General features: G+C 60.6%; 18 protein-coding genes. 13 read left to right on the top strand and 5 right to left on the bottom strand.

Translation table 11 applies throughout. The features are described 5' to 3' along the window. Window positions 1-310 precede the first annotated feature (310 nt). Both G503_RS0100470 and G503_RS0100465 read right to left on the bottom strand, forming a co-directional pair. Entirely contained in the window at window positions 311-946 is a 636-nt protein-coding gene (locus G503_RS0100470) for a GyrI-like domain-containing protein (protein WP_028026036.1), read from the bottom strand. Window positions 947-1015: 69 nt separating this feature from the next. Next, the gene (locus G503_RS0100465; RefSeq protein ID WP_028026035.1) at window positions 1016-1873 is read right to left on the bottom strand and encodes an AraC family transcriptional regulator; all 858 of its coding nucleotides are present in this window, start codon (window positions 1871-1873) and stop codon (window positions 1016-1018) included. Between the two features lie 410 nt (window positions 1874-2283). On the opposite strand from G503_RS0100465, the gene G503_RS0100460 reads away from it, so the two are divergent. The 4 genes from G503_RS0100460 (at window position 2284) to G503_RS0100440 (ending at window position 5527) form a co-directional block, all read left to right on the top strand. Next, window positions 2284-2883 (top strand): type IV toxin-antitoxin system AbiEi family antitoxin domain-containing protein, encoded by a 600-nt coding sequence (locus G503_RS0100460; RefSeq protein ID WP_051190781.1) that lies wholly within the window; start codon window positions 2284-2286, stop codon window positions 2881-2883. Window positions 2884-3297: 414 nt separating this feature from the next. Next, the gene (locus tag G503_RS15365; RefSeq protein ID WP_051190780.1) at window positions 3298-3900 is read left to right on the top strand and encodes a class I SAM-dependent methyltransferase; all 603 of its coding nucleotides are present in this window, start codon (window positions 3298-3300) and stop codon (window positions 3898-3900) included. Next, window positions 3897-4457 carry a YdeI/OmpD-associated family protein gene (locus G503_RS0100445; protein WP_028026033.1) on the top strand — a complete coding sequence of 187 codons (561 nt, stop codon included), beginning with the start codon at window positions 3897-3899 and terminating at the stop codon, window positions 4455-4457. The genes G503_RS15365 and G503_RS0100445 overlap by 4 nt, the downstream gene beginning before the upstream one ends. A 92-nt stretch (window positions 4458-4549) precedes the next feature. Then, on the top strand, window positions 4550-5527 hold the full coding sequence (locus G503_RS0100440; RefSeq protein ID WP_156891838.1) for a hypothetical protein: 978 nt from the start codon (window positions 4550-4552) through the stop codon (window positions 5525-5527). 199 nt (window positions 5528-5726) lie between these two features. On the opposite strand, the gene G503_RS15360 is transcribed toward G503_RS0100440, so the two are convergent. Next, window positions 5727-6872: a helix-turn-helix transcriptional regulator gene (locus G503_RS15360; RefSeq protein ID WP_028026031.1), complete on the bottom strand. Its 1146-nt coding sequence runs from the start codon at window positions 6870-6872 to the stop codon at window positions 5727-5729. A 310-nt stretch (window positions 6873-7182) separates the two neighbouring features. Between G503_RS15360 and G503_RS0100430 the strand changes: the two genes are divergently transcribed. Beyond that, on the top strand, window positions 7183-7524 hold the full coding sequence (locus G503_RS0100430; protein WP_084636171.1) for a SemiSWEET family transporter: 342 nt from the start codon (window positions 7183-7185) through the stop codon (window positions 7522-7524). 77 nt (window positions 7525-7601) lie between these two features. Here G503_RS0100430 and G503_RS0100425 read toward each other — a convergent pair whose 3' ends face one another. After that, entirely contained in the window at window positions 7602-8885 is a 1284-nt protein-coding gene (locus G503_RS0100425) for an ATP-binding protein (RefSeq protein WP_235715453.1), read from the bottom strand. Window positions 8886-9237: 352 nt separating this feature from the next. On the opposite strand from G503_RS0100425, the gene G503_RS0100420 reads away from it, so the two are divergent. The 6 genes from G503_RS0100420 to G503_RS16150 all read left to right on the top strand — a co-directional run bounded on the left by G503_RS0100420 (window position 9238) and on the right by G503_RS16150 (window position 15330). Beyond that, entirely contained in the window at window positions 9238-9933 is a 696-nt protein-coding gene (locus G503_RS0100420; RefSeq protein WP_028026028.1) for a response regulator transcription factor, read from the top strand. Further along, a complete protein-coding gene (locus G503_RS0100415) occupies window positions 9933-11108 on the top strand; it encodes a HAMP domain-containing sensor histidine kinase (protein WP_028026027.1) in 1176 nt (391 codons plus the stop codon). The genes G503_RS0100420 and G503_RS0100415 overlap by 1 nt, the downstream gene beginning before the upstream one ends. A gap of 84 nt (window positions 11109-11192) precedes the next feature. After that, window positions 11193-11972 carry an ABC transporter ATP-binding protein gene (locus G503_RS0100410; protein WP_028026026.1) on the top strand — a complete coding sequence of 260 codons (780 nt, stop codon included), beginning with the start codon at window positions 11193-11195 and terminating at the stop codon, window positions 11970-11972. 10 nt (window positions 11973-11982) lie between these two features. Then, window positions 11983-14430 carry an FtsX-like permease family protein gene (locus G503_RS0100405; protein ID WP_028026025.1) on the top strand — a complete coding sequence of 816 codons (2448 nt, stop codon included), beginning with the start codon at window positions 11983-11985 and terminating at the stop codon, window positions 14428-14430. A 228-nt stretch (window positions 14431-14658) separates the two neighbouring features. Beyond that, a complete protein-coding gene (locus G503_RS0100400; protein WP_028026024.1) occupies window positions 14659-15126 on the top strand; it encodes a YbaK/EbsC family protein in 468 nt (155 codons plus the stop codon). Window positions 15127-15177: 51 nt separating this feature from the next. Next, a complete protein-coding gene (locus tag G503_RS16150) occupies window positions 15178-15330 on the top strand; it encodes a hypothetical protein (protein ID WP_156891837.1) in 153 nt (50 codons plus the stop codon). Window positions 15331-15460: 130 nt separating this feature from the next. Here the strand turns inward: G503_RS16150 and G503_RS0100390 are convergent, their stop codons facing one another. Then, window positions 15461-16393, bottom strand: a complete 933-nt coding sequence (locus G503_RS0100390; protein ID WP_028026023.1) for a radical SAM protein — start codon at window positions 16391-16393, stop codon at window positions 15461-15463. A 119-nt stretch (window positions 16394-16512) separates the two neighbouring features. Here G503_RS0100390 and G503_RS0100385 point away from each other — a divergent pair, with 119 nt between their 5' ends. Both G503_RS0100385 and G503_RS0100380 read left to right on the top strand, forming a co-directional pair. Beyond that, window positions 16513-16845, top strand: a complete 333-nt coding sequence (locus G503_RS0100385; RefSeq protein WP_035021214.1) for a winged helix-turn-helix transcriptional regulator — start codon at window positions 16513-16515, stop codon at window positions 16843-16845. Window positions 16846-16989: 144 nt separating this feature from the next. Continuing rightward, window positions 16990-17655, top strand: a complete 666-nt coding sequence (locus G503_RS0100380; protein WP_235715463.1) for a Fic family protein — start codon at window positions 16990-16992, stop codon at window positions 17653-17655. Window positions 17656-17761 lie beyond the last annotated feature (106 nt).

Below are 17761 nucleotides of genomic sequence, written 5' to 3'. Positions count from 1 at the left end.
CCCAGAATCTGTCGGAAACCCATTCGGCCCCTTCGAAACGCTTTCTATCTTGACACCTGCTACGGCCACAGCATGAACATACACACGAACTCGGTTCATGTGTATGTTCATGCTAATACTGCCGATTGAGGGCGAATGGGGCTTCGATGTGGGGCTACGGGCACAGATTGTCCGACAGCACGATGGAATCACGGCAACGACTCAGTACCGTATCTGTCATCCGCGGCGGCACAGCCATAGCGAGGCCTGCCGTTTTACGCTCGGCAGGCCTTTTCTTCTGGTCAGATATGCGGCTTACGGCACGCTTGCCCTAGGCGGGCTTTACGGGGATGCGGAGAACCGTTTTCAGGCGCTCGGGGGCAACCCGTCGCGGGTCGGAGAGGTAGATCTCGTGGTGGAGGCGCTCCCCGCTCTGGTCGAACCGCAGGCCCTCTGACTCGGCATAGCTTCTCAGCGCGTCGATCGTCGCAGGCTCGTCGTCGTAGGACCCGCTGTGCATGCACTGCACGCAGAGCCCCTCGCCCACCGTGACCATCTCCGCCTTCGAGAAGTCGGCCTTCTTCTTGCGCGCGGCCTCCTGCACCGCCCAGTCGAACACCCCGGGCGTCACGAACTCGGGCAGCCGGATGCAGCTTATCCACTCAAGCTCGGCCTTGCGCTTCGGGTCCAGTCGCTCGATAGGCTCGGGAAAAGTCCAGAAGCCCTCGAGCGGCGGAACGACGTAGGGCGTATACCCCTCGATGTCGTAGCCCGACTTGGGCGACATCTTGATGGTAAAGGAGATGCCGTAGAGCATCTGGAGGGCACGCTGGTATTCGCCGTCTTCCTCGTTCGGATCCCCCTTGCCGCGCACCGCCACATAGCTGATCGGCGGCACCTCTATGAGAGCCGGCTTCTTCGACGGCTGGTAGATGTCCTTGTACTCTTTCTTGTAGTCGAACGGCATGGGGCTCCTCGCTCCTTACGTGATGGTTGCTCTGGTTATCGGCTCGCCGTCGGCGAACGCGGCTGGGCCTTAGGCCTTGACCACGGGAAGCCAGACCTCGCTCCTGCTGTCCGGCGCGGTCATGGCCGGCGTGAAGTATCTCTCGACGTCGGTGCCCGAGGCCCACTGGTACCCAGAGGCCGGCAGCCACTCGGCGAGGATGCGATGCCACAACTCGTTCATGGCATCGGGCATCGGCCCGACGCACTCGAAGACCGCATAGGTGGCCGCCTCGACGACGCGCTCCCCCATGCCCTCGGGGCACGGCTGGCCTGTGGCCACGCAGGCCATGTAGCAGTCGAACTCGCCGTCGTCGCAGAACTGGACGCCCAGCAGGCCCGCAGGCTCGCTGCCGTCCATCAGGTCCAGCACCTTGTGGACGTCCGCCCCGATCTTAGCCCAGTACTCGGTGGCCTTCGCCCCGGCGCTCTCGACGTCCCACGTCCCGTTGTCGGACGGTATCCCGACCACGCGGAAAGACGGCTGCTCGATGATCTTGTAGTCCATTGCCTCTTCTCCCTTCACGGATAGCGTGAACGCGAGGCGTGGGTGGAGTTTGAGCTTGGTGCCGGGCAGGCGCGCCTCGCTCGGCGACGCGCCGTGCACGCTTCGGAACGCCCTGCTGAACGACGTCGGAGAGTCGTACCCGTATCTCAGGGCCACGTCTATCACCTTCGCATCGGTTGACGCAAGGTCGTATGCGGCGCTCGTCATCGCCCGGCGCCTGACGTACTCCGAAAGCGTCACGCCCGCCAGGTAGGGGAACATCCGCTGGAGCTGGTACTGGGAGCATCCGGCAATGCGGGAGAGCTCCTCCAGGTCGAGCGTCCCGTCCAGGTGCTCCTCGACGTAGCCCATGGCTCGGTTCAAGTTCTCAAGCTGGCTCATCCACGCCTCCTTTCGCATCCAGGTTACCGGGCAGGAGAGGGCGCGTCCTCTCATATCCCGTGCGAATATTGGCTGGGCGCGACCACGCATCACGCCCGAACCAGCAGCATAGCTTAACATTGCAAAGCATGCAGAAGAAACCCTAGGCATCGCGCTCCAAAGGACATATCCTTGCGCGATGGTTATACTTGAAGGAGTCTAATCTGTTCGGAAGGGGAGGAAGATGGGCGTGCGACGAAGGGGCGCAAATTCGGCATGAGGGCGTTCTGGACCCCTGCGATTGCCGGGGCGAAATGATTCGCACGACAAAGATCTGTCAAATGAATAACCGAACTTACCGGCCAGGTACCTACTGAACTATATTTTACAAACATGCTGAATATGTATTAGAATGTCAGCGTGATTGTAAAATGATTACCAAATACGACAAGACACTGAATTCTATCCTCGAAGCCAACGCGGGGATCATAACCTCTGCCGAGGCGCAAGAGGCAGGGGCCACGCGCCCGGCCTTCTCCGACTACGTCCGCAGACACGGCCTTGAGCGAGCATCGCGTGGGGTCTACATTGATCCTGATGTATTCCCGGACGAAATGGCGCTCCTCCAGAAGCGCTTCCCTAAAGCCGCGTTCTCCCATGAATCGGCGCTCTACCTCCATGACCTGACCGACCGAGAACCGATGCCGATCTCGGTCACGGTTGACTCGGGCTACAACGCCGGCCCCCTGAAGGCCCAAGGCGTGCGCATCTACTACACGAAGCCGGAGTGGTACGAGATGGGACTCGCGGAGGTCGAAACGCCGAGCGGTGCCAAAGTGAGGGCCTACGACAAGGAGCGCACTATCTGCGACCTCATCCGCAAGCGTACTGCTTTCGATCCGGCAGTGTTCCGACAGGCGATCCGCGACTACGCGCGATCAAAGGACAAGAACCTCGCGCGCCTGTCTGCCTACGCGCGTGCGATGAACATCGAATCCCGCGTTTACGAGGTAATGGAGGTGGCGTTGTGATCACAGGAGCCAGGAGAATCAAAGACCTCATCAGAAATCGCGCCAAAGGAGATGGCGCCACGGCACAGATGCTCCTTCGTCACTACGCCATGGAGCGCCTGCTTGAGAGACTGTCCGTGTCCGATTATCGCGATGACTTCGTTATCAAGGGAGGCATGCTCGTGGCAGCTCGACCGGAGCGACGAGATGATAGACCTGCTTGCGCAAAGCGAGATGATGGAGGGGCACTGGAGCCGATATCAGGCGGCAAACGCCTTCGCTGAGTCAGTCAGTTGGCAAGACGCGCTCGCGTCTCTTCGCGCGTTGGCCAACGCGGTCAAGGACGCCAAAACTGCCGACTAGCCGTTTTCACGAAGAAATACCAGTTCAGAGCTAATGGGACAATTTGTCTCAGTGGAACGAGGAAAGACCAGAATGTCTATCAACGAGTACATCGCCAAGCAGTTCGCCAACCCCCGTGGTATAGGCGGGCGCATCGTTATGGCCGTCATGAACCGTCAGAACGCGCAGATGTACGAAGAGACAGAGAGGCTCCTTCGTCCTCGAAACGACGACATCATACTTGACATAGGCTGCGGCAACGGGATCATGTTGGAGCGGATCGCCCATGCGTGTGATTGCCATTTGATAGGAACCGATATCTCGGAAGATGCGCTTGAGATCGCGAAACGTCGGCTTGCCGGAACGAACGTGGAGCTCCTTCGCTGTCCGGTTGACGATACGCCACTCGAAGACGCAACAGTCGACAAGGCTCTAACAATCAACACGATTTACTTCTGGGAGGATCTGGCGTCGGGCTTCGAGGAGATTGCTCGCGTGCTCAAACCCGAGGGCATCTTCACCAGCACTCATTACACGAACCGAGCCCTCGAATCCTACTCTCACACTCAGTTCGGCTATAGGATGCGTACGGAACAAGAGGTTGTTTCGGCTGCGGAGATTGCGGGCTTTACCGTTCAAATCAAGTCCATCATGGACGGAAGGGCGTATTGTGTTGTAGGCAGGAGGCAAGCGTGAGCGAGGATTTGCGATTCGCCGACAGGGGCGAGTTCAGAAAATGGCTGCAAGGCAATGCGTCTTCCGACGATGGTGTCTGGCTCATCTTCGGCAAGGCAGGAGGCCCCAAGACGCTCAAGGCATCGGAAGCCCTGGAAGAAGCGCTCTGCTTTGGCTGGATCGACGGGCAGATGCAGAAGATCGACGACGTCTCTTATCGCAAGTACTTCTCTCAACGTAGGCTCAACAGCAAGTGGTCTGAGAAGAACAAGAAGCTCGTAGCCAAGCTTGAGAAGCGCGGACTCATGACTGAGCATGGGCGCTCGAAGATCGAGGAAGCGAAGGCCAACGGACAGTGGGATGCTCCGAAGGCTCCTGGCATCACCGACGAGGACATCGAGCGTATCGCGCAGATTCTTGAGCCCTATGAGAAGGCGCACGCGAACTTCCTCGGCATGTCGCCTTCGGTGAGGAAGACCTACACGAGGGCCTACCTTGATGCAAAGACCGACGCTGGTCGCGAGAAGCGTCTCGCTTGGATGGTTGACAGGCTCAATCGAAACCTGAAGCCGATGTAATCGGCGAAGAATCACCAGTTCAGAGCAACTGAGATAATTTGTCCCAGTGAAGCAAGGAGGGAGAAGAGATGGATGCAGCAAGAAGGCAGCGATTGAGCTTGATCAGTTTTTGCTTGCTGGATCTCGTTCTCTACACCTACGGCGTCATCTCCGCGCCGCGCATACCTAGCCACATCGAGGGCATCGCCCTGCCGCTTGATTTCATGGTGGGAATACCGCTTGGGTTCTATCTTCTCGTGGTTAGGCCGAGAAGGCTCACGCTGCTCTCGGTCATTCCCGTTATCTGGCTCGGTTATGCGCTGAGCGCACTCGCGCTCGGAGCGCCAGATGCAGGTATCCTGCCGGCCCTGCTCTCCGCGTTGATTCCCGTAGAGCTCGCCATCGCCGCGCGGGAATGCCTGAAGATCGCCCGCACTTTCAAAACCGCCAAGGCGAAGAGCCCCGATCCCATGGTCTGGTTCAGGGAGACAATGCTCTACCTCGTCCGCAAAGATGCCGCCGCTAGCATGACGGCAGCCGAGCTGAGCGTTTGGCACTACGCGCTGCTCTCGTGGCGAAAGAAGCCCTACGCGCTGCCAAGCGAGCGGGAGTTCAGCTACCACAACGCCGGCGGTTACATGAACATGATACTCGGCCTTGCGCTCGCGTTCCCCGTGGAGATCGTCGCGGTGCACCTCCTGGTGTCACAGTGGAGCGTTCCGGCCGCTATCGTCATTACGGCACTTTCCGCTTATGCGGCCGTTTGGCTCATGGGCGACGCGCGCGCCCGCATACTGCGCCCCATCGTGGTCGGAAAAGGCTCCGTTCGTCTGGAATGCGGCATTCAGATGGAGGTCGTCATCCCCGTCTCCAATATCGAGATGGTCGCACTTTCGGATAACGAACTTGGGCCTATCGAGGAATCGGACAGGCTCAACTACGGCACGTTCTACCATCCCGACGCATGGCTGGTGACGAAGAGCCCCGTGGAGGTTCGAACACTCTTGGGCGCGAAACGCGTACGCGCCATCGGCGTGAGCGTGGACGACCCGAAGGCCCTTGCCGCCGCGATTAAAGAGGCCACGGAGTAAAACGCCGTGTCTTGGCGCATGCCAAGCGTCGGAGGATCGAAGCGAATGCCCAGCGACTTGAACACCTGATCCTCTACGGTTGGCGCAAGCTCGAAGGCATCGACCAGGGGCCAAGGCGACTGGAAGGCGTGCACCCAGGCGCAAGCAAGCTGGAAGGCGACCGAAATGATCGCGTATCTCAAGACCAAATCGACGGCGCTCATACGGAGACCTCCTCTTCCTCCAGACGGCGCACGACCGCATCAAACCTTGGGTTGCCGCGAAGCGTGCCCCAACTCTCGTTCGATGTGATGCTGCTCACGAAGGACGAGCGTAGCGATGCCGCAGCCTCTCCCCTCGCCTCATCCGCCTTCTCGTCTCCGTTCTGCCACAAGAACTCGTCGACGGGTTTGAAGAAAGGCGGGTTCTGCGGGTTCTCAAACGTCTCGCAGCAGCGCTCCAGGTCTTCGACGAACCGTTCCAACTCGTCCAGCGCGCGGTCGCCATCTCCCGATTCCACGAGCTGCGTCGCCAACGCGATCCGAATGATCGGGACGAGCGTCGGGGAGAGCGCCTCAAACCCATTCGGCGCTTGAATGGCTGCCGCGAGAACAAGGATATCTTCGAGCTCCTCGGCGCTTACACCCTCGACCCCGGCCAAAGCCTGCGCGCAGCTGGCAACTTCGAGGAGCGAAAAGAGGAGCTGGCGCTTGAGCGCAATCTCGGCCCCCTTCGGGTTCCCTGCTCTTATGGCGATGCCCGCGAGAATGATTGCTGCCGTGTTCGGCTTAGCGGGAACCATCTTCCCAATAAGTTCATCTGCTTGCCCCTCCCTCCCCTCGGACGCGAGCAATATGCAGAGCGCTTGCAAAACGAAGTCTGTGGAGGGGCCGTCTGGGTCGAGCTGCAGCACACGGCGCAAGATCCTCTCAGCGAGATTGGCCACGTGCGATGCGGGTTCGGGGCAATTCGCCTCATCTGAGGCGCTCGGCTCTATCGCTTTCACATAGAGCGCGAGGCCAATAGCCTTGAGGAGCTCAGGGTCGGACCAGTACCGGGCAGACTGCCGCTCGGCATACGCAGCAGCCTGGGCAGGATCCTCCGCCAGCAACGCTTGCAGCCGCTCCGTGACCTCCTCCCGCTTTTCCTCGCTTGCCAGGGGTTTGTACCCGAACAAGTCGTCCAAGGTTACAGAGAAAAGGGAGGCTATCTGGGGCACAAGGGCGATGTCGGGCAAGCTTTGGCCGCATTCCCATTTCGATACGGCCGCTTTCGACACGCCGAGTCGGCAGGCAAGTTCCTCCTGCGTAAGATGGTTGCGGATGCGCTCTTCCAGGATATGGTCAGATAAAGAGAGGCGGTTCATTGGCAGTCCTTTCGACACCTCTCATTATCTCTGCGCCAAAATGCCGCAGCAAGCGAGAGGAGATTGACTTTGCCCGCCGTTAAATCAACCGACGGTTGACTGCCGCTCTTGTAACGCGATTTTGCGACGGCCGGTCCGAAAGGATCAGCACGGTAAAGAACCGGCTAGCGAGGCGGAGCTCACGCCCTCGGCTTCCCGTTACGGAAATCCTACGGCGGTGTAAAAGGCCGGTTTCGGCTCCGGGGCGGCCCCTTTCGGCTCTTTTCCGCAATCGCTACGGTAAAGGGACGGAAAACGAAAGGAGGAAGCTATGTCTTCGATCAGCCATACCGTAGCAAAGCCCATCATCAGCCAGCCCGTATCCGAGAAAGTCCAGCGTAAGCAGCACGAGAAGAAAGATATCGTCGCCGTTGTCGGCCGCATTGCCTCCGTCCTCTCGGTGATCATGTACGTGTCCTACCTCACGCAGATCGCCAACAACCTCGGCGGCAACCCCGGCAGCCCGTGGCAGCCGCTCTGCGCGTTCTTCAACTGCACCATGTGGACCATCTACGGCTTCATGAAGCCCAAGCGCGACATCCCCATCATCGTCGCCAACATCCCCGGCATCGTCCTCGGGCTTATCACGTTCATCACCGCCATCGTGCACTAACGCTGTTTCGCGGCGGAGTGCCCGTGGTGTTCGCCTCAGCGCGCATCGAACCCGATGCGCGCATCCGCCTTAGGTTGTCATTTCCAATTCGCAAAAGGGGCGATTGCATAAAGAGGTATATTTTGCATCCAACCCTCATCGCGATGCCCGGACAGACTGAATCTCCGCGCCTGCATACCTTTGTATTTCTCGCAAAACGCACGCAGGCTCTTTGATTTCAAGTTCTCTTCTGCTTTGACTTCGATCGGATACGTGATGCCATTTTTTTGAACCACGAAGTCAATCTCGCCGCGCGAGTTTTCTGCCGACCAGTAAAACGGGGTCAACCCGCATTCTGCTATGAGTTGCTGGCACACGAATTGTTCTGCGAACGCGCCTTTGAATTCAGTGAAGAGCAGGTTCCCCCCTAAGATGCTGCGTTCGTCCAACCCCGACATTGCGCCCAACAAACCGACATCCAAAGCAAAAAGCTTGAAAGCGGAATTCGTATATGCCGAGAGGGGGACTCCGGGTTTTGTGACGCGCGGTACTTTCAAAACGAGTCCGGATTTAGTGAGCCATGTTATGGCGGCATGGTAGTTCTTTGCGCGAGCGCCCGATTTGATGTGTCCGAAGATGTACTTCTTATTCTCCTTGCTCAGCTGGGCCGGAAGGGAGTTCCAAGCTGCAAGCGTATACTCGGTTTCAGTTCGACTAAGATGTTTGGAGACGTCTCGCTCATATCCTTGAAGGATCTCCTTCTGGACTTGGCGAACCTCGCTAAGGTCGGCAGATTCAGCGAACCGCGATACAACCTCAGGCATCCCACCGACAAAATAGTATTGCCGCAGAAGCGATGTTAGCTTTTCTTTAAATGAATCTATGAGCTTCCAATCCCCCGAATCAACTAATTCGCGTAAAGCGCTCTCGTTTGTGGCATCTAAGAACTCCCGAAAGCTCAAGGGGTAGAGGTCCAATGTGGTTACTTTGCCTACGGGATATCCGGTGCCCTCATGAATCGTGATTCCGAGCAGAGACCCGGCGGCCGCTATTGCCTGTCCGGGCATTTGTTCATGGAAATATTTCAGTGATGTAAGCGCTTTTGGGCACTCTTGAATCTCGTCGAAGATGATGAGGGTGTCTTCTTGCGTGACCTTTTGCCGTGATTCGGCCTGGATCCCCAACAGGATTTGCGCAAGATCATATCCATTGTCAAATAATGAGGCCAATTGCGGGTTGTTGTCGAAGGAGACGTATGCGACGTTTTTAAACGCTGCTTTTCCGAACTCTTGCAAAAGCCATGTTTTTCCTACCTGTCTGGCTCCGTTGAGCACAAGCGGCTTGCGGTGTGGCGAGTCTCTCCATTCCAAAAGATCTGCCATGAGGAATCGACGCATGATCGCCTCCAGTCATGTTTTGTGATGGCGTTTTCGGCTACAGGCCTATTTGTCATGATGCTCCATTATAGTGCTTCATCCTGATTTTCTTGCCATTAGGACATTTTAAGGACGTAAAATCTCATTCCAAGGATATTTTCATGACGTAACCCGATAGGGCTGACATTAGGTCTGATCCACCGTCGTCTGAAGGGCATTGACGGGCGAATCGTTCGGAACGTTCGCAATAGCTCCTGTGATTACTGCCGCGTCGCAAGTCTCTTACTGCTTGAGGCAGTAGAATGGCGTAAAGGGATTTTGTCAAAAAGCATTTCAAGCAGGGCGGGCAGGAATAATCATGAAAAGGGTTTTGATTGTTGAGGACGAAGGCGAATTGGCGCAGCTGATGCGCCGCGCGTTCGAGGCGGACGGCATTGCGGCCGATATCGCCGGAAGCGCCGAGGAGGCGTACGATCTTTTGACCAGCGCCGTCTTCGATTGCCTGATGGTGGACGTGAACCTTCCGGGCGACGACGGCTACGCCCTCTGCCGCAACCTGCGCGAGCGCAGCGGGGTGCCCGTGGTGTTCGCCTCGGCGCGCATCGAGCCCGACGCGCGCATCCGCGCCCTGGAGGAAGGGGGCGACGCCTACCTTTCCAAGCCATTCAGCCTCCGGGAAATGCTCGCCCAGGCGAAGGCGCTCATGATGAGGCCCGAGCGGAAAAGCGGAGCCGATGAGGCGGTGCTCTCCATCGGCCCGTTCGAGCTTGACGGCAGGGCCAAGACCATCCGGAAGGACGGACGGCTGATTGCCCTGTCGCCCCGGGAGTTCCAGCTTGCATCCGCCCTCATGGGCAATGCCGGCAAGAGCCTCAGCCGCGACACCCTTCTGGCGAAGGTGTGGGGCGCCTTTGCCGAGGTGGAGCCGCAGACGGTCTCCGTCCATATGAGCTGGCTTCGCTCCAAACTTGAGGATGACCCGGCCCATCCCGTTTACTTCAAGACGGTGCGCGGCGAGGGGTACCGCTTCGACCTCCCCGAGGGAAATCGCTGATGGCGAAGCAGGGAGAGCGCCTGACGAAGCGACTTGTCGGCGTGGCCTTTGCTGCCACGCTTGCCGTTGTCATCGCCGCCGCTGGGGGCATGGCGGTGATTGTCGGCGGGGGCGAAGAGACGCTGAGGGGCCAGGTGGTCGAGCTCAACGGCGTTCGGCAGGAAATCGCGGAAACCGCGCCCGGCGATGGCGAATCGCTTCGCGCTGCCGACCAGGCACTCGCAAGTGCCCAGGATGCGTTGCGGGATGCCGCCGAATCCCGCAACGACGCGGCGGCCGGCGCCGTGGCGCTCACCGCCCTCGTCTCCGTTGCGGCCCTCGCGTTTTTGTCCATCTACCTGCACCGCGCGGTGGCGCGGCCCTTCACGCGGCTGGAGGGCTTCGCCGAGGAAGTGGCATCCGGCAACCTGGATGCGCCGCTTGCCTATGAGCGGTCCAACCCCTTCGGCAAGTTCACCTGGGCATTCGACCACCTTCGCAAGGAACTCGACCGCGCCCGGAAGGACGAGGAACGCGCGAGGGAAGACCACAAGGCCGCGCTCGCCTCGCTATCCCACGACCTGCGCACCCCGCTCGCGTCCCTTCGGGCCTATGCGGAGGCCTTGGACATGGGGCTGGTGAACTCGGAGGAGGAGCGGGCGGAATACGAGCGTGCCATCATCCGAAAATGCGACGAGGCCTCATCTCTGGTGGAGGACCTGTTCCAGCATGCGCTCTCGGATATGGATCGCATCGCGGTGGCCTGCGAGCCCGTGCAGGCGGCCCCCATCGTGAGGCGCTGCGCCAGCGACTCATCTGGCCTGGCCCGGATTTCCTGCCTGCGCGTGGACGATGCCTGCGTGGAGGCCGACGAGGCGCGGCTCGCCCAGGCCATCGGCAACCTCATCGGCAACGCCATCAAGTACGCGCGCGGTTCGGCCATCGACATCCAGGCCACGGCCGAGAACGGGCTGTACACGATAGCGGTGCGCGATTACGGGCCGGGCATGCCGCCTGAGGACATGCCGTTTGCCACCGAGCGCTTCTATCGGGGCGCGAACGCGTCGGGCAAGCCGGGTTCGGGGCTGGGGCTCTACATCTCGTCCTATCTGGTAGAACGCATGGGCGGCCGCCTGCGCCTGGCCAATGTCCACCCGGGGCTCAAGGCCACCATAGAGCTTCCCCTTTTGCCCTGAGCCGCAAACCCTGCGGCCTTAATGATTCCTTAATGGCCGTCTTTCTATGATGGGGCCGACGGCGCACAAGGGAAAGGACCAACCATGCGCGAAACCATACTCTCGACGCGAAAACTGTCGAAGACCTACGTTGCGGACGGCGTGCAGGCCCATGTCCTGGGAAGCGTCGGCCTCGATCTTTACCAGGGGGATTTCACCTCGATTATGGGCCCTTCAGGCTCGGGAAAATCCACGCTGCTCTACTGCCTCTCGGGCATGGATGCCCCCACCTCGGGCGAGGTCATCTTCGAAGGCGAGGACATCGCCCGCCTTGGGCAGGGCCGGCTCTCCGAGCTGAGGGCGCAGCGCTTCGGGTTCGTCTTTCAGGCGGCGAACCTCGTGAGCAACCTCACCCTGTACGAGAACATCGCCGTGCCCGGCTATCTGAAGCGGGGGCGCAGCGCCTCCGAGACGAAGCGCGCCACCGACGAGCTGGTTGCGCGCATGGGGCTGGCGCAAGTTGCCTCGCACCTTCCCAGCCAAGCGTCCGGCGGCCAGAAGCAGCGCTGCGCCGTGGCCCGCGCAGTGGTGAACGAGCCGGCGATCGTGTTCGCCGACGAGCCTACCGGTGCCCTCAACCGCGCGAACAGCCTGGAGGTGCTCGACCTTCTGGGCGAGCTCAACCGCGACGGCATCAGCATCCTCATGGTGACCCACGACGTGCGCAGCGCCGTCCGCGGCAACCGCGTGCTCTACTTCGAGGACGGTGGCATCCGCGGCGAGCTGGAGTTGGCGCCTTGGGACCCGGTGCTCTCCGGCGACGAAGCCTACGTTCGCGAGCGCGAGGCCATGGCGAGCGCCTGGCTTGCCTCGCTATCCTGGTAGGGGGTGCGCCATGGAACCGTTGCGCACGCTTGTGCTCGCAGGGTTGCGGAAGGACAAAGGGACGTTCGTCGGCCTCGCACTGCTCTTGTTCCTTGCCGCCTTCGCACTGACGCTGACCACCAGCCTCTTCGCCGACCTCTCCAATCGCGAGGAGGCCTTGCTCGATGAGGCCGAAGCGGGAGATGTTTTCGCCAACGACCTGATCGCGAACCTCACCGATGAGGACGTTCGCGAGATAGAGGCGCTTCCCGAAGTTGCCGAGGTGAAGGTGACCGAGGCTTTCGCCGCACCCACGCGCGTCGAAGATGCCCAGGGAAACGAGGTCGTGAAAACCGCACCGCCGTCGGCAAGCGCCTATGAGGCCTGGGGCTCATCCCTCGACTTCAACGTCTTCGCCGATGACCTCTCGTCGTATCGCGACGATGAGAGAGGGCCGGCGGACGGCGAGGCCTACGTCCGCATTGCGGAGCGCACTCTGCACAACATACAGATAGGCGACTACCTGGTGCTCGATATCGGCGGACGGGAGACCTCTCTGCGCGTCGCGGGATTCTACGAAGATCCGCAGATGGGGACGCCCTTCATGGAGATAAAGCGCTATCTGCTGTCTTCCGGCACTTTCGAGAAGCTGTTGGCGGAAGTTGAGGAGACGGGCGTATCCGGCGCCGGTGTCTCCAGCGGCGCCATGGCCATGGAGAAGGAAGCGTACCCCATCAGGGAGATCAACGTGATGCTGACGCCCGAGGCACGCTCCCAGGGCATCGACGGGCACGATCTGACGCAGCTGATCGACGATGGGACCTCGTGGGGCGAATCCGCGCACACGCTTTTCTCCCGGCAGACTCTCGCTGGCTACAGTCTTTTGGTGGTGCAGGTCATCACCGCGGTGCTTGCCGTGTTCTCGCTCATCCTGTTTGTGGTAGCCCTCATCCTGTGCCTGCACACGGCGTCCTCGAACATACAGAGCGGCTATGCCGACTGGGGCGTCCTGAAAGGGGTGGGGCTTCCGCGCAATGCGCTCCGTAGGGCCCTCGTCATGCAGTATGCGTTCGTCGCGTTCATTGGCCTCGTCCTCGGCTTCGTCGCGGGCTGCCTTCTGGAGCCGCTCTTCTGGCCGATGTTCTTGCTCATCACGGGAATCCTCGTGGTTGAGGCATCCTTTCCTTGGGTGGGCCTTTGCTGCTGTGCTGCCCTCTTGGCGGCCCTCGTGGTATGCGTTGCCGTGATGGCCCGCAAGATAGGGCGCATCACGCCTTTGGCGGCACTCCGGCAAGGCGATGGCGACATCCGCTTCTCGCCACGTGGGGCGAGCGCGATATCGGGCAATCGGCTGAGGGCGTCGCTGGCATGGCGGGCGATCGTGTCCGAGAAGGGACGCTATCTTGGAATCGGCGTTTGCTCCCTGCCGCTGTGCGCTTTCGTCGCGCTGTGCTTCGGAATCGGCGGCGCGGTTGCCGGAGACGACGCGATGTACAAGGCCTTTGGCGTGTGGAAGAGCGACGGCTCGGTTCGCTTCGATGCGCAGGAAGTGAGCCTTGACGAGGTGCGTGAAACCATAGAGGGCATCTCTCCCATAACGCGCGAGTGGGAAGAAAGCGCAGCGATTCTCAATTTGAGCGGCGAGGCCTGCACCTTCATCGGACTGTCCGACACGGGCGTTCTGGAGGAGGCGTCCATCGTCTCGGGACGCGCGCCAAAGCACGCCAACGAGGCGCTCGTAGGATTGAGCCTTGCCCGCGCCAAGGGGCTTTCGGTGGGCGATGAGCTGCAGGTGGAGAAGGGCGACGGCGAGGAGCGAACCTACATCGTAAGCGGTTTGCTGTCATCGGTGCTCAATGGGGGCAATGGCGTCGTCCTCACTCATGAGGGATTTCAGGAGCTGGTGGAGTTGGGGGCGGACGCCACGGACGTTTCGCGTCAGTACCAGCTGGCCGATCCCGATAAGGCCGAAGAAGTGGTAGAGGCGCTTGCAAGCAGGTTCGGGGACAGCGTTGACACCGAGCTGACCGGACTGTTCGGGTCGAGCACGAACATGCTTTTGCTCTGCAGGGACATGCTGACGATCATGGGCTATGTCATGTCCGCATTTGCGATGGCCCTTGCCTGCGTTGCCGTGATGCTGATAAGCAGGCGAACGCTCCTTTCCGAGCGTCGTGATATGGGCATCTATCGCGCCATGGGATTCACGGTGGCCTCGTTGCGCGCCTCGTTCGCGCTGCGCTTCCTCGGCGTGTCGGCGGCGGGCGCCCTGGTGGGGTCGGCCCTCACGATGGCAGCTGGGGGCGCCCTGGTCAGCTCGCTGTTCGGCCTGTTCGGCGTCGGCGCGTTCAGCCTCTCGCTGCCTGTCTGGGAGGCGCTTGCCATCAGCGCGGTCTTCGCCCTCGCCTTCGCGCTCTCGGCCTTCGGAATGTCAAGGAGGATCAAGGACGTTAGCGTCCGCGAGCTCGTTGTGGAGTAACGCCCATCGCTCCCGTGTCGGGGCTTCGCCCCTGCCGTCGGCAGCTCGGAAGCCGACGGCAGGGGTGGCCCGATCCCCATCCCGCACCTGCAGCGAGGGGAGAAGCGCCACATTTGAACTTTCGACTGCAATAGATACTGCAGCGGCGATCCCGGTTCGTTTCAATTACTGTCGAATCGAGTGTGTGCTATGCTGCTTGCACGTAACGCGCAGCTGGAGGGAGAAACCATGTCGCTGGAGAAGGCGAAAGATCATCTTGCGAAGTTCGGCAAGGCCGATGCGGTGATGGAGTTCGACACATCGAGCGCCACGGTGGAGCTGGCGGCTGCGGCCGTGGGGTGCGAGTCCGCGCGGATCGCGAAGACCCTCTCCTTCGCCATCGGCGACCGCGTTGCCCTGGTGGTGTGCGCGGGAGACGCCCGCATCGCCAACCCGAAATTCAAGGCGCAATTCGCCACGAAGCCGAAGATGCTGAGCCCCGATGAAGCCGAGGCGCGCATCGGACACGCAGTGGGAGGCGTGTGCCCCTTCGGCGTGAACGAGAAGTGCGACATCTACCTGGACGAATCCCTCAAGCGCTTCAGCACCGTGTTCCCCGCCTGCGGGAGCTCGAACAGCGCCATCGAGCTTTCCCCCGCCGAGCTAGCGGAAATCACCCACGGCACTTGGGTAGGCGTCTGCAAGCTTCCCGAATAACGGGGCTGTTCGCGGCGCCTGCTCGACCACGCTCGCGCCGAGGTGTCCGCCATGGGCCACGGCCGCCTGTACCTGGTCACCGACCTCGTAGGGTTCTACGAGAAATGCGGCTGGGAGTACGTGGGCGAGGTGAACGAGCTCGACGGCGGCTCAATCCGCCTCTACGGCACCAGCGCGCTTCTGCACCACAAGCAGGGGAAGTAAGCACCTCCTCGAACGCGGAGCAGCCAAAGTTTTTACTGTCGTTTACTGTTTTGTCAAGGGAGCAGCAGCATGGGAGGGCGGCGCTTCACACCAAGCTCGGACTCTCGGAAAGCCCTCGCGTCTGAAACACCTACAAGTGCCGAAGGCTGGTACGGTAGCTCCGCAGGCGCTCCTCACCGATGTCGGTGATAATGGTGTCGAGAGCCGCCAGGATCTGCTCTCGCTGCTCGGGCAAGCGGCCCTGCAGCATTACCGGGTTGGAAGCGCCCAGCATGGCGAACTCGGTCGGCACGGAAAGAGCGCCCACTAGCTCCTTTACCTCCTCGTACTTCTCCACCTCGGCCGCTTCTTGCCAGTTGCCGGCGACGATTTCCCGGTGCAGCTCGGAGTCCTCGTACACCGTGAGCATGTTGGCACCGATAAGCCACGGGTGCGTGCGGTTCACCACGGCGGCCGTGCGCCGGGCGCCCTCAAGGCCGCGCCCCCGCCCCGCGATGCCCACCAGGTAGAAAAAGGCGTAGGAGATGCCCGCCGCATCGAGCCGGGCGCACTGCTCGACGATGTCGCGGGCCCCATAGCCCTTGTTCATGAACGCGAGCGCGTCGTCGTCCCCCGTCTCGATCCCCAAGGTGAGGCCGTCGTAGCCGGCCGCCGCCAGTTCTGTCAGCTCCGCATCGGTCTTGTGCGCTACGTCGGTTATGCGCGAGAAGCATCCGATGCTCCGGCACTCCGGAAAGTACCCGTGCGCCAGACCGGCTATCTCAAGCAGCCCCTTCGCCTTGAGCCCGAAAGGGTTCGCGCCCGCCAGGAAGATGCGCTCGCAGCTCGCCCGCCGCGTTTCGAAGAGCCGCTCCTCGGCCTTGCGCAGCGGATCGTGGTACCAAGTCTGCGCTTCCAGCAGGTCGGCCTCGATATGCTCGATTGGGGATGGCCTGAACTTGAACGGCAAATCGGCGTAAAGCGTGCAGAACTTGCAGGCATGGTGGGTGCATCCCGCCGTGGCCTCGATGATGAGCGAATCGGCCTCGTAGGGCGGCCGCCAGATAGTTCCCGTGTAGTGCATGACTTGCTTCCTTTCCCTTCGGCTGCCCGCCGGCAGTCCCGCTGCATGCTGCTATCATGGGAGAAGAGCTACAAACCGTGAAGTACTGTCTTTTTCTGGAGTGCATAAAGGAGGTGCCCATGGCGAAAAGGCGCGGCGAGGAAATCGAGCGCTGCCGATCGGTCTCGACTATCCAGCGCATGATCGGCGGGAAATGGAAGATCGAGATCCTCTTCTACATCGCTTTGAAGGACGTGCGCCACTTTGGCCAGCTGCGCCGCTGCATCGGCAATATCTCCGAATCGACACTCTCCAAGCAGCTCAAAGAACTGGTCGAGGACGGCTTCCTCACCCGCACGGACTTCGGCGAGGTGCCCCCGCGCGTCGAGTACACCCTCACGCCCCGAGGCAAAAGCTTCGTACCGATCCTTCTGGCCATGAAGCAGTGGGGAGAGACCGAGCTGGGATTGTAGCCGAAGCGAGTCCGCACTGGATTTCGCAATCGCCAGCACCATGGCGGCGCACTCCCAGCCAGAGGCGAGAGGGAGGGTTTTCTTGCGTGCTAAAATGAAACCCCCAATGACCGAACCCCCTCCAAGGAGTGCCCCGTGGATGTCATGGAATTCATGCGCGATCATCAAGCTTACTTCGAAGATTACGTGACGCGCAGCACATACCACTCGAATGCCATCGAGGGCAGCACGCTGTCTTATGCTGAGACGTATGCCATTTTATGGAACGATAATTCCATGAAGGTGACGGCTACGGCGCGCGAGTTGTACGAGGCAATTAACCACAAGTACGCTCTCGGCGTCGCCACGGGCGAACTGAGCACCAGTCTTTCCGAGAGGCTCATCAAGGACATAGCACAAGGCATTAATCGCAACATCAGCGAGGTTGACGATTATCGGCGGGTGCAGGTGGTGATTCGCGGCGCCGAGCACATGCCGCCGGCTCCTAACCAGGTGAACCAGCTCATGATGCAGCTGGTATGGGAGTACAACCACGACGAGGGGGAGGACCCCTTCCTGCGCGAGGCGAAATTTCATATCCGATTCGAGAGAATTCACCCTTTCGAAGACGGCAACGGGCGCACGGGGCGCATTCTCATAAATCGCGGACTTATGCGAGCCGGGCTTGCCCCTGTGGTCATCCCTGTGGAGGAGCGCGCCGCGTACATGGAGGCGCTGGCCCGGAGTGACTACGAAGGGTTGGCGGCCATGTTTTGCCGCTTGTCCGAAGCGGAAGCCGAGCGCATGGAACGATTCGCCGATGCCGGCTAGGAGGCAAGCCCCATATTGCGTTTACCGCCCGGAATCGATATGCGGGCGCGACGGCACAGCCGATCTCTGCATCGCCGCCAACGTCGGCGAGGTACTGGGATTTTAG

The organism is Adlercreutzia mucosicola DSM 19490, assembly GCF_000422625.1.
In the GTDB taxonomy this organism is placed as follows: domain Bacteria; phylum Actinomycetota; class Coriobacteriia; order Coriobacteriales; family Eggerthellaceae; genus Adlercreutzia; species Adlercreutzia mucosicola.
Note: the sequence above shows the minus strand (reverse complement) of the source record. Positions and strands in the feature narration are given on the sequence as shown.

Bases quoted from the DNA above. Each gene is read 5' to 3' on its own strand.
- G503_RS15365 (WP_051190780.1), top strand. From the start codon at position 3,298: ATGTCTATCAACGAGTACATCGCCAAGCAGTTCGCCAACCCCCGTGGT.
- G503_RS16150 (WP_156891837.1), top strand. From the start codon at position 15,178: ATGGGCCACGGCCGCCTGTACCTGGTCACCGACCTCGTAGGGTTCTAC.
- G503_RS0100385 (WP_035021214.1), top strand. From the start codon at position 16,513: ATGGCGAAAAGGCGCGGCGAGGAAATCGAGCGCTGCCGATCGGTCTCG.
- G503_RS0100430 (WP_084636171.1), top strand. From the start codon at position 7,183: ATGTCTTCGATCAGCCATACCGTAGCAAAGCCCATCATCAGCCAGCCC.
- G503_RS0100470 (WP_028026036.1), bottom strand. From the start codon at position 946: ATGCCGTTCGACTACAAGAAAGAGTACAAGGACATCTACCAGCCGTCG.
- G503_RS0100405 (WP_028026025.1), top strand. From the start codon at position 11,983: ATGGAACCGTTGCGCACGCTTGTGCTCGCAGGGTTGCGGAAGGACAAA.
- G503_RS0100410 (WP_028026026.1), top strand. From the start codon at position 11,193: ATGCGCGAAACCATACTCTCGACGCGAAAACTGTCGAAGACCTACGTT.
- G503_RS0100420 (WP_028026028.1), top strand. From the start codon at position 9,238: ATGAAAAGGGTTTTGATTGTTGAGGACGAAGGCGAATTGGCGCAGCTG.
- G503_RS0100380 (WP_235715463.1), top strand. From the start codon at position 16,990: ATGGAATTCATGCGCGATCATCAAGCTTACTTCGAAGATTACGTGACG.
- G503_RS0100460 (WP_051190781.1), top strand. From the start codon at position 2,284: ATGATTACCAAATACGACAAGACACTGAATTCTATCCTCGAAGCCAAC.
- G503_RS0100465 (WP_028026035.1), bottom strand. From the start codon at position 1,873: ATGAGCCAGCTTGAGAACTTGAACCGAGCCATGGGCTACGTCGAGGAG.
- G503_RS0100425 (WP_235715453.1), bottom strand. From the start codon at position 8,885: ATGGCAGATCTTTTGGAATGGAGAGACTCGCCACACCGCAAGCCGCTT.
- G503_RS0100400 (WP_028026024.1), top strand. From the start codon at position 14,659: ATGTCGCTGGAGAAGGCGAAAGATCATCTTGCGAAGTTCGGCAAGGCC.
- G503_RS0100415 (WP_028026027.1), top strand. From the start codon at position 9,933: ATGGCGAAGCAGGGAGAGCGCCTGACGAAGCGACTTGTCGGCGTGGCC.
- G503_RS15360 (WP_028026031.1), bottom strand. From the start codon at position 6,872: ATGAACCGCCTCTCTTTATCTGACCATATCCTGGAAGAGCGCATCCGC.
- G503_RS0100390 (WP_028026023.1), bottom strand. From the start codon at position 16,393: ATGCACTACACGGGAACTATCTGGCGGCCGCCCTACGAGGCCGATTCG.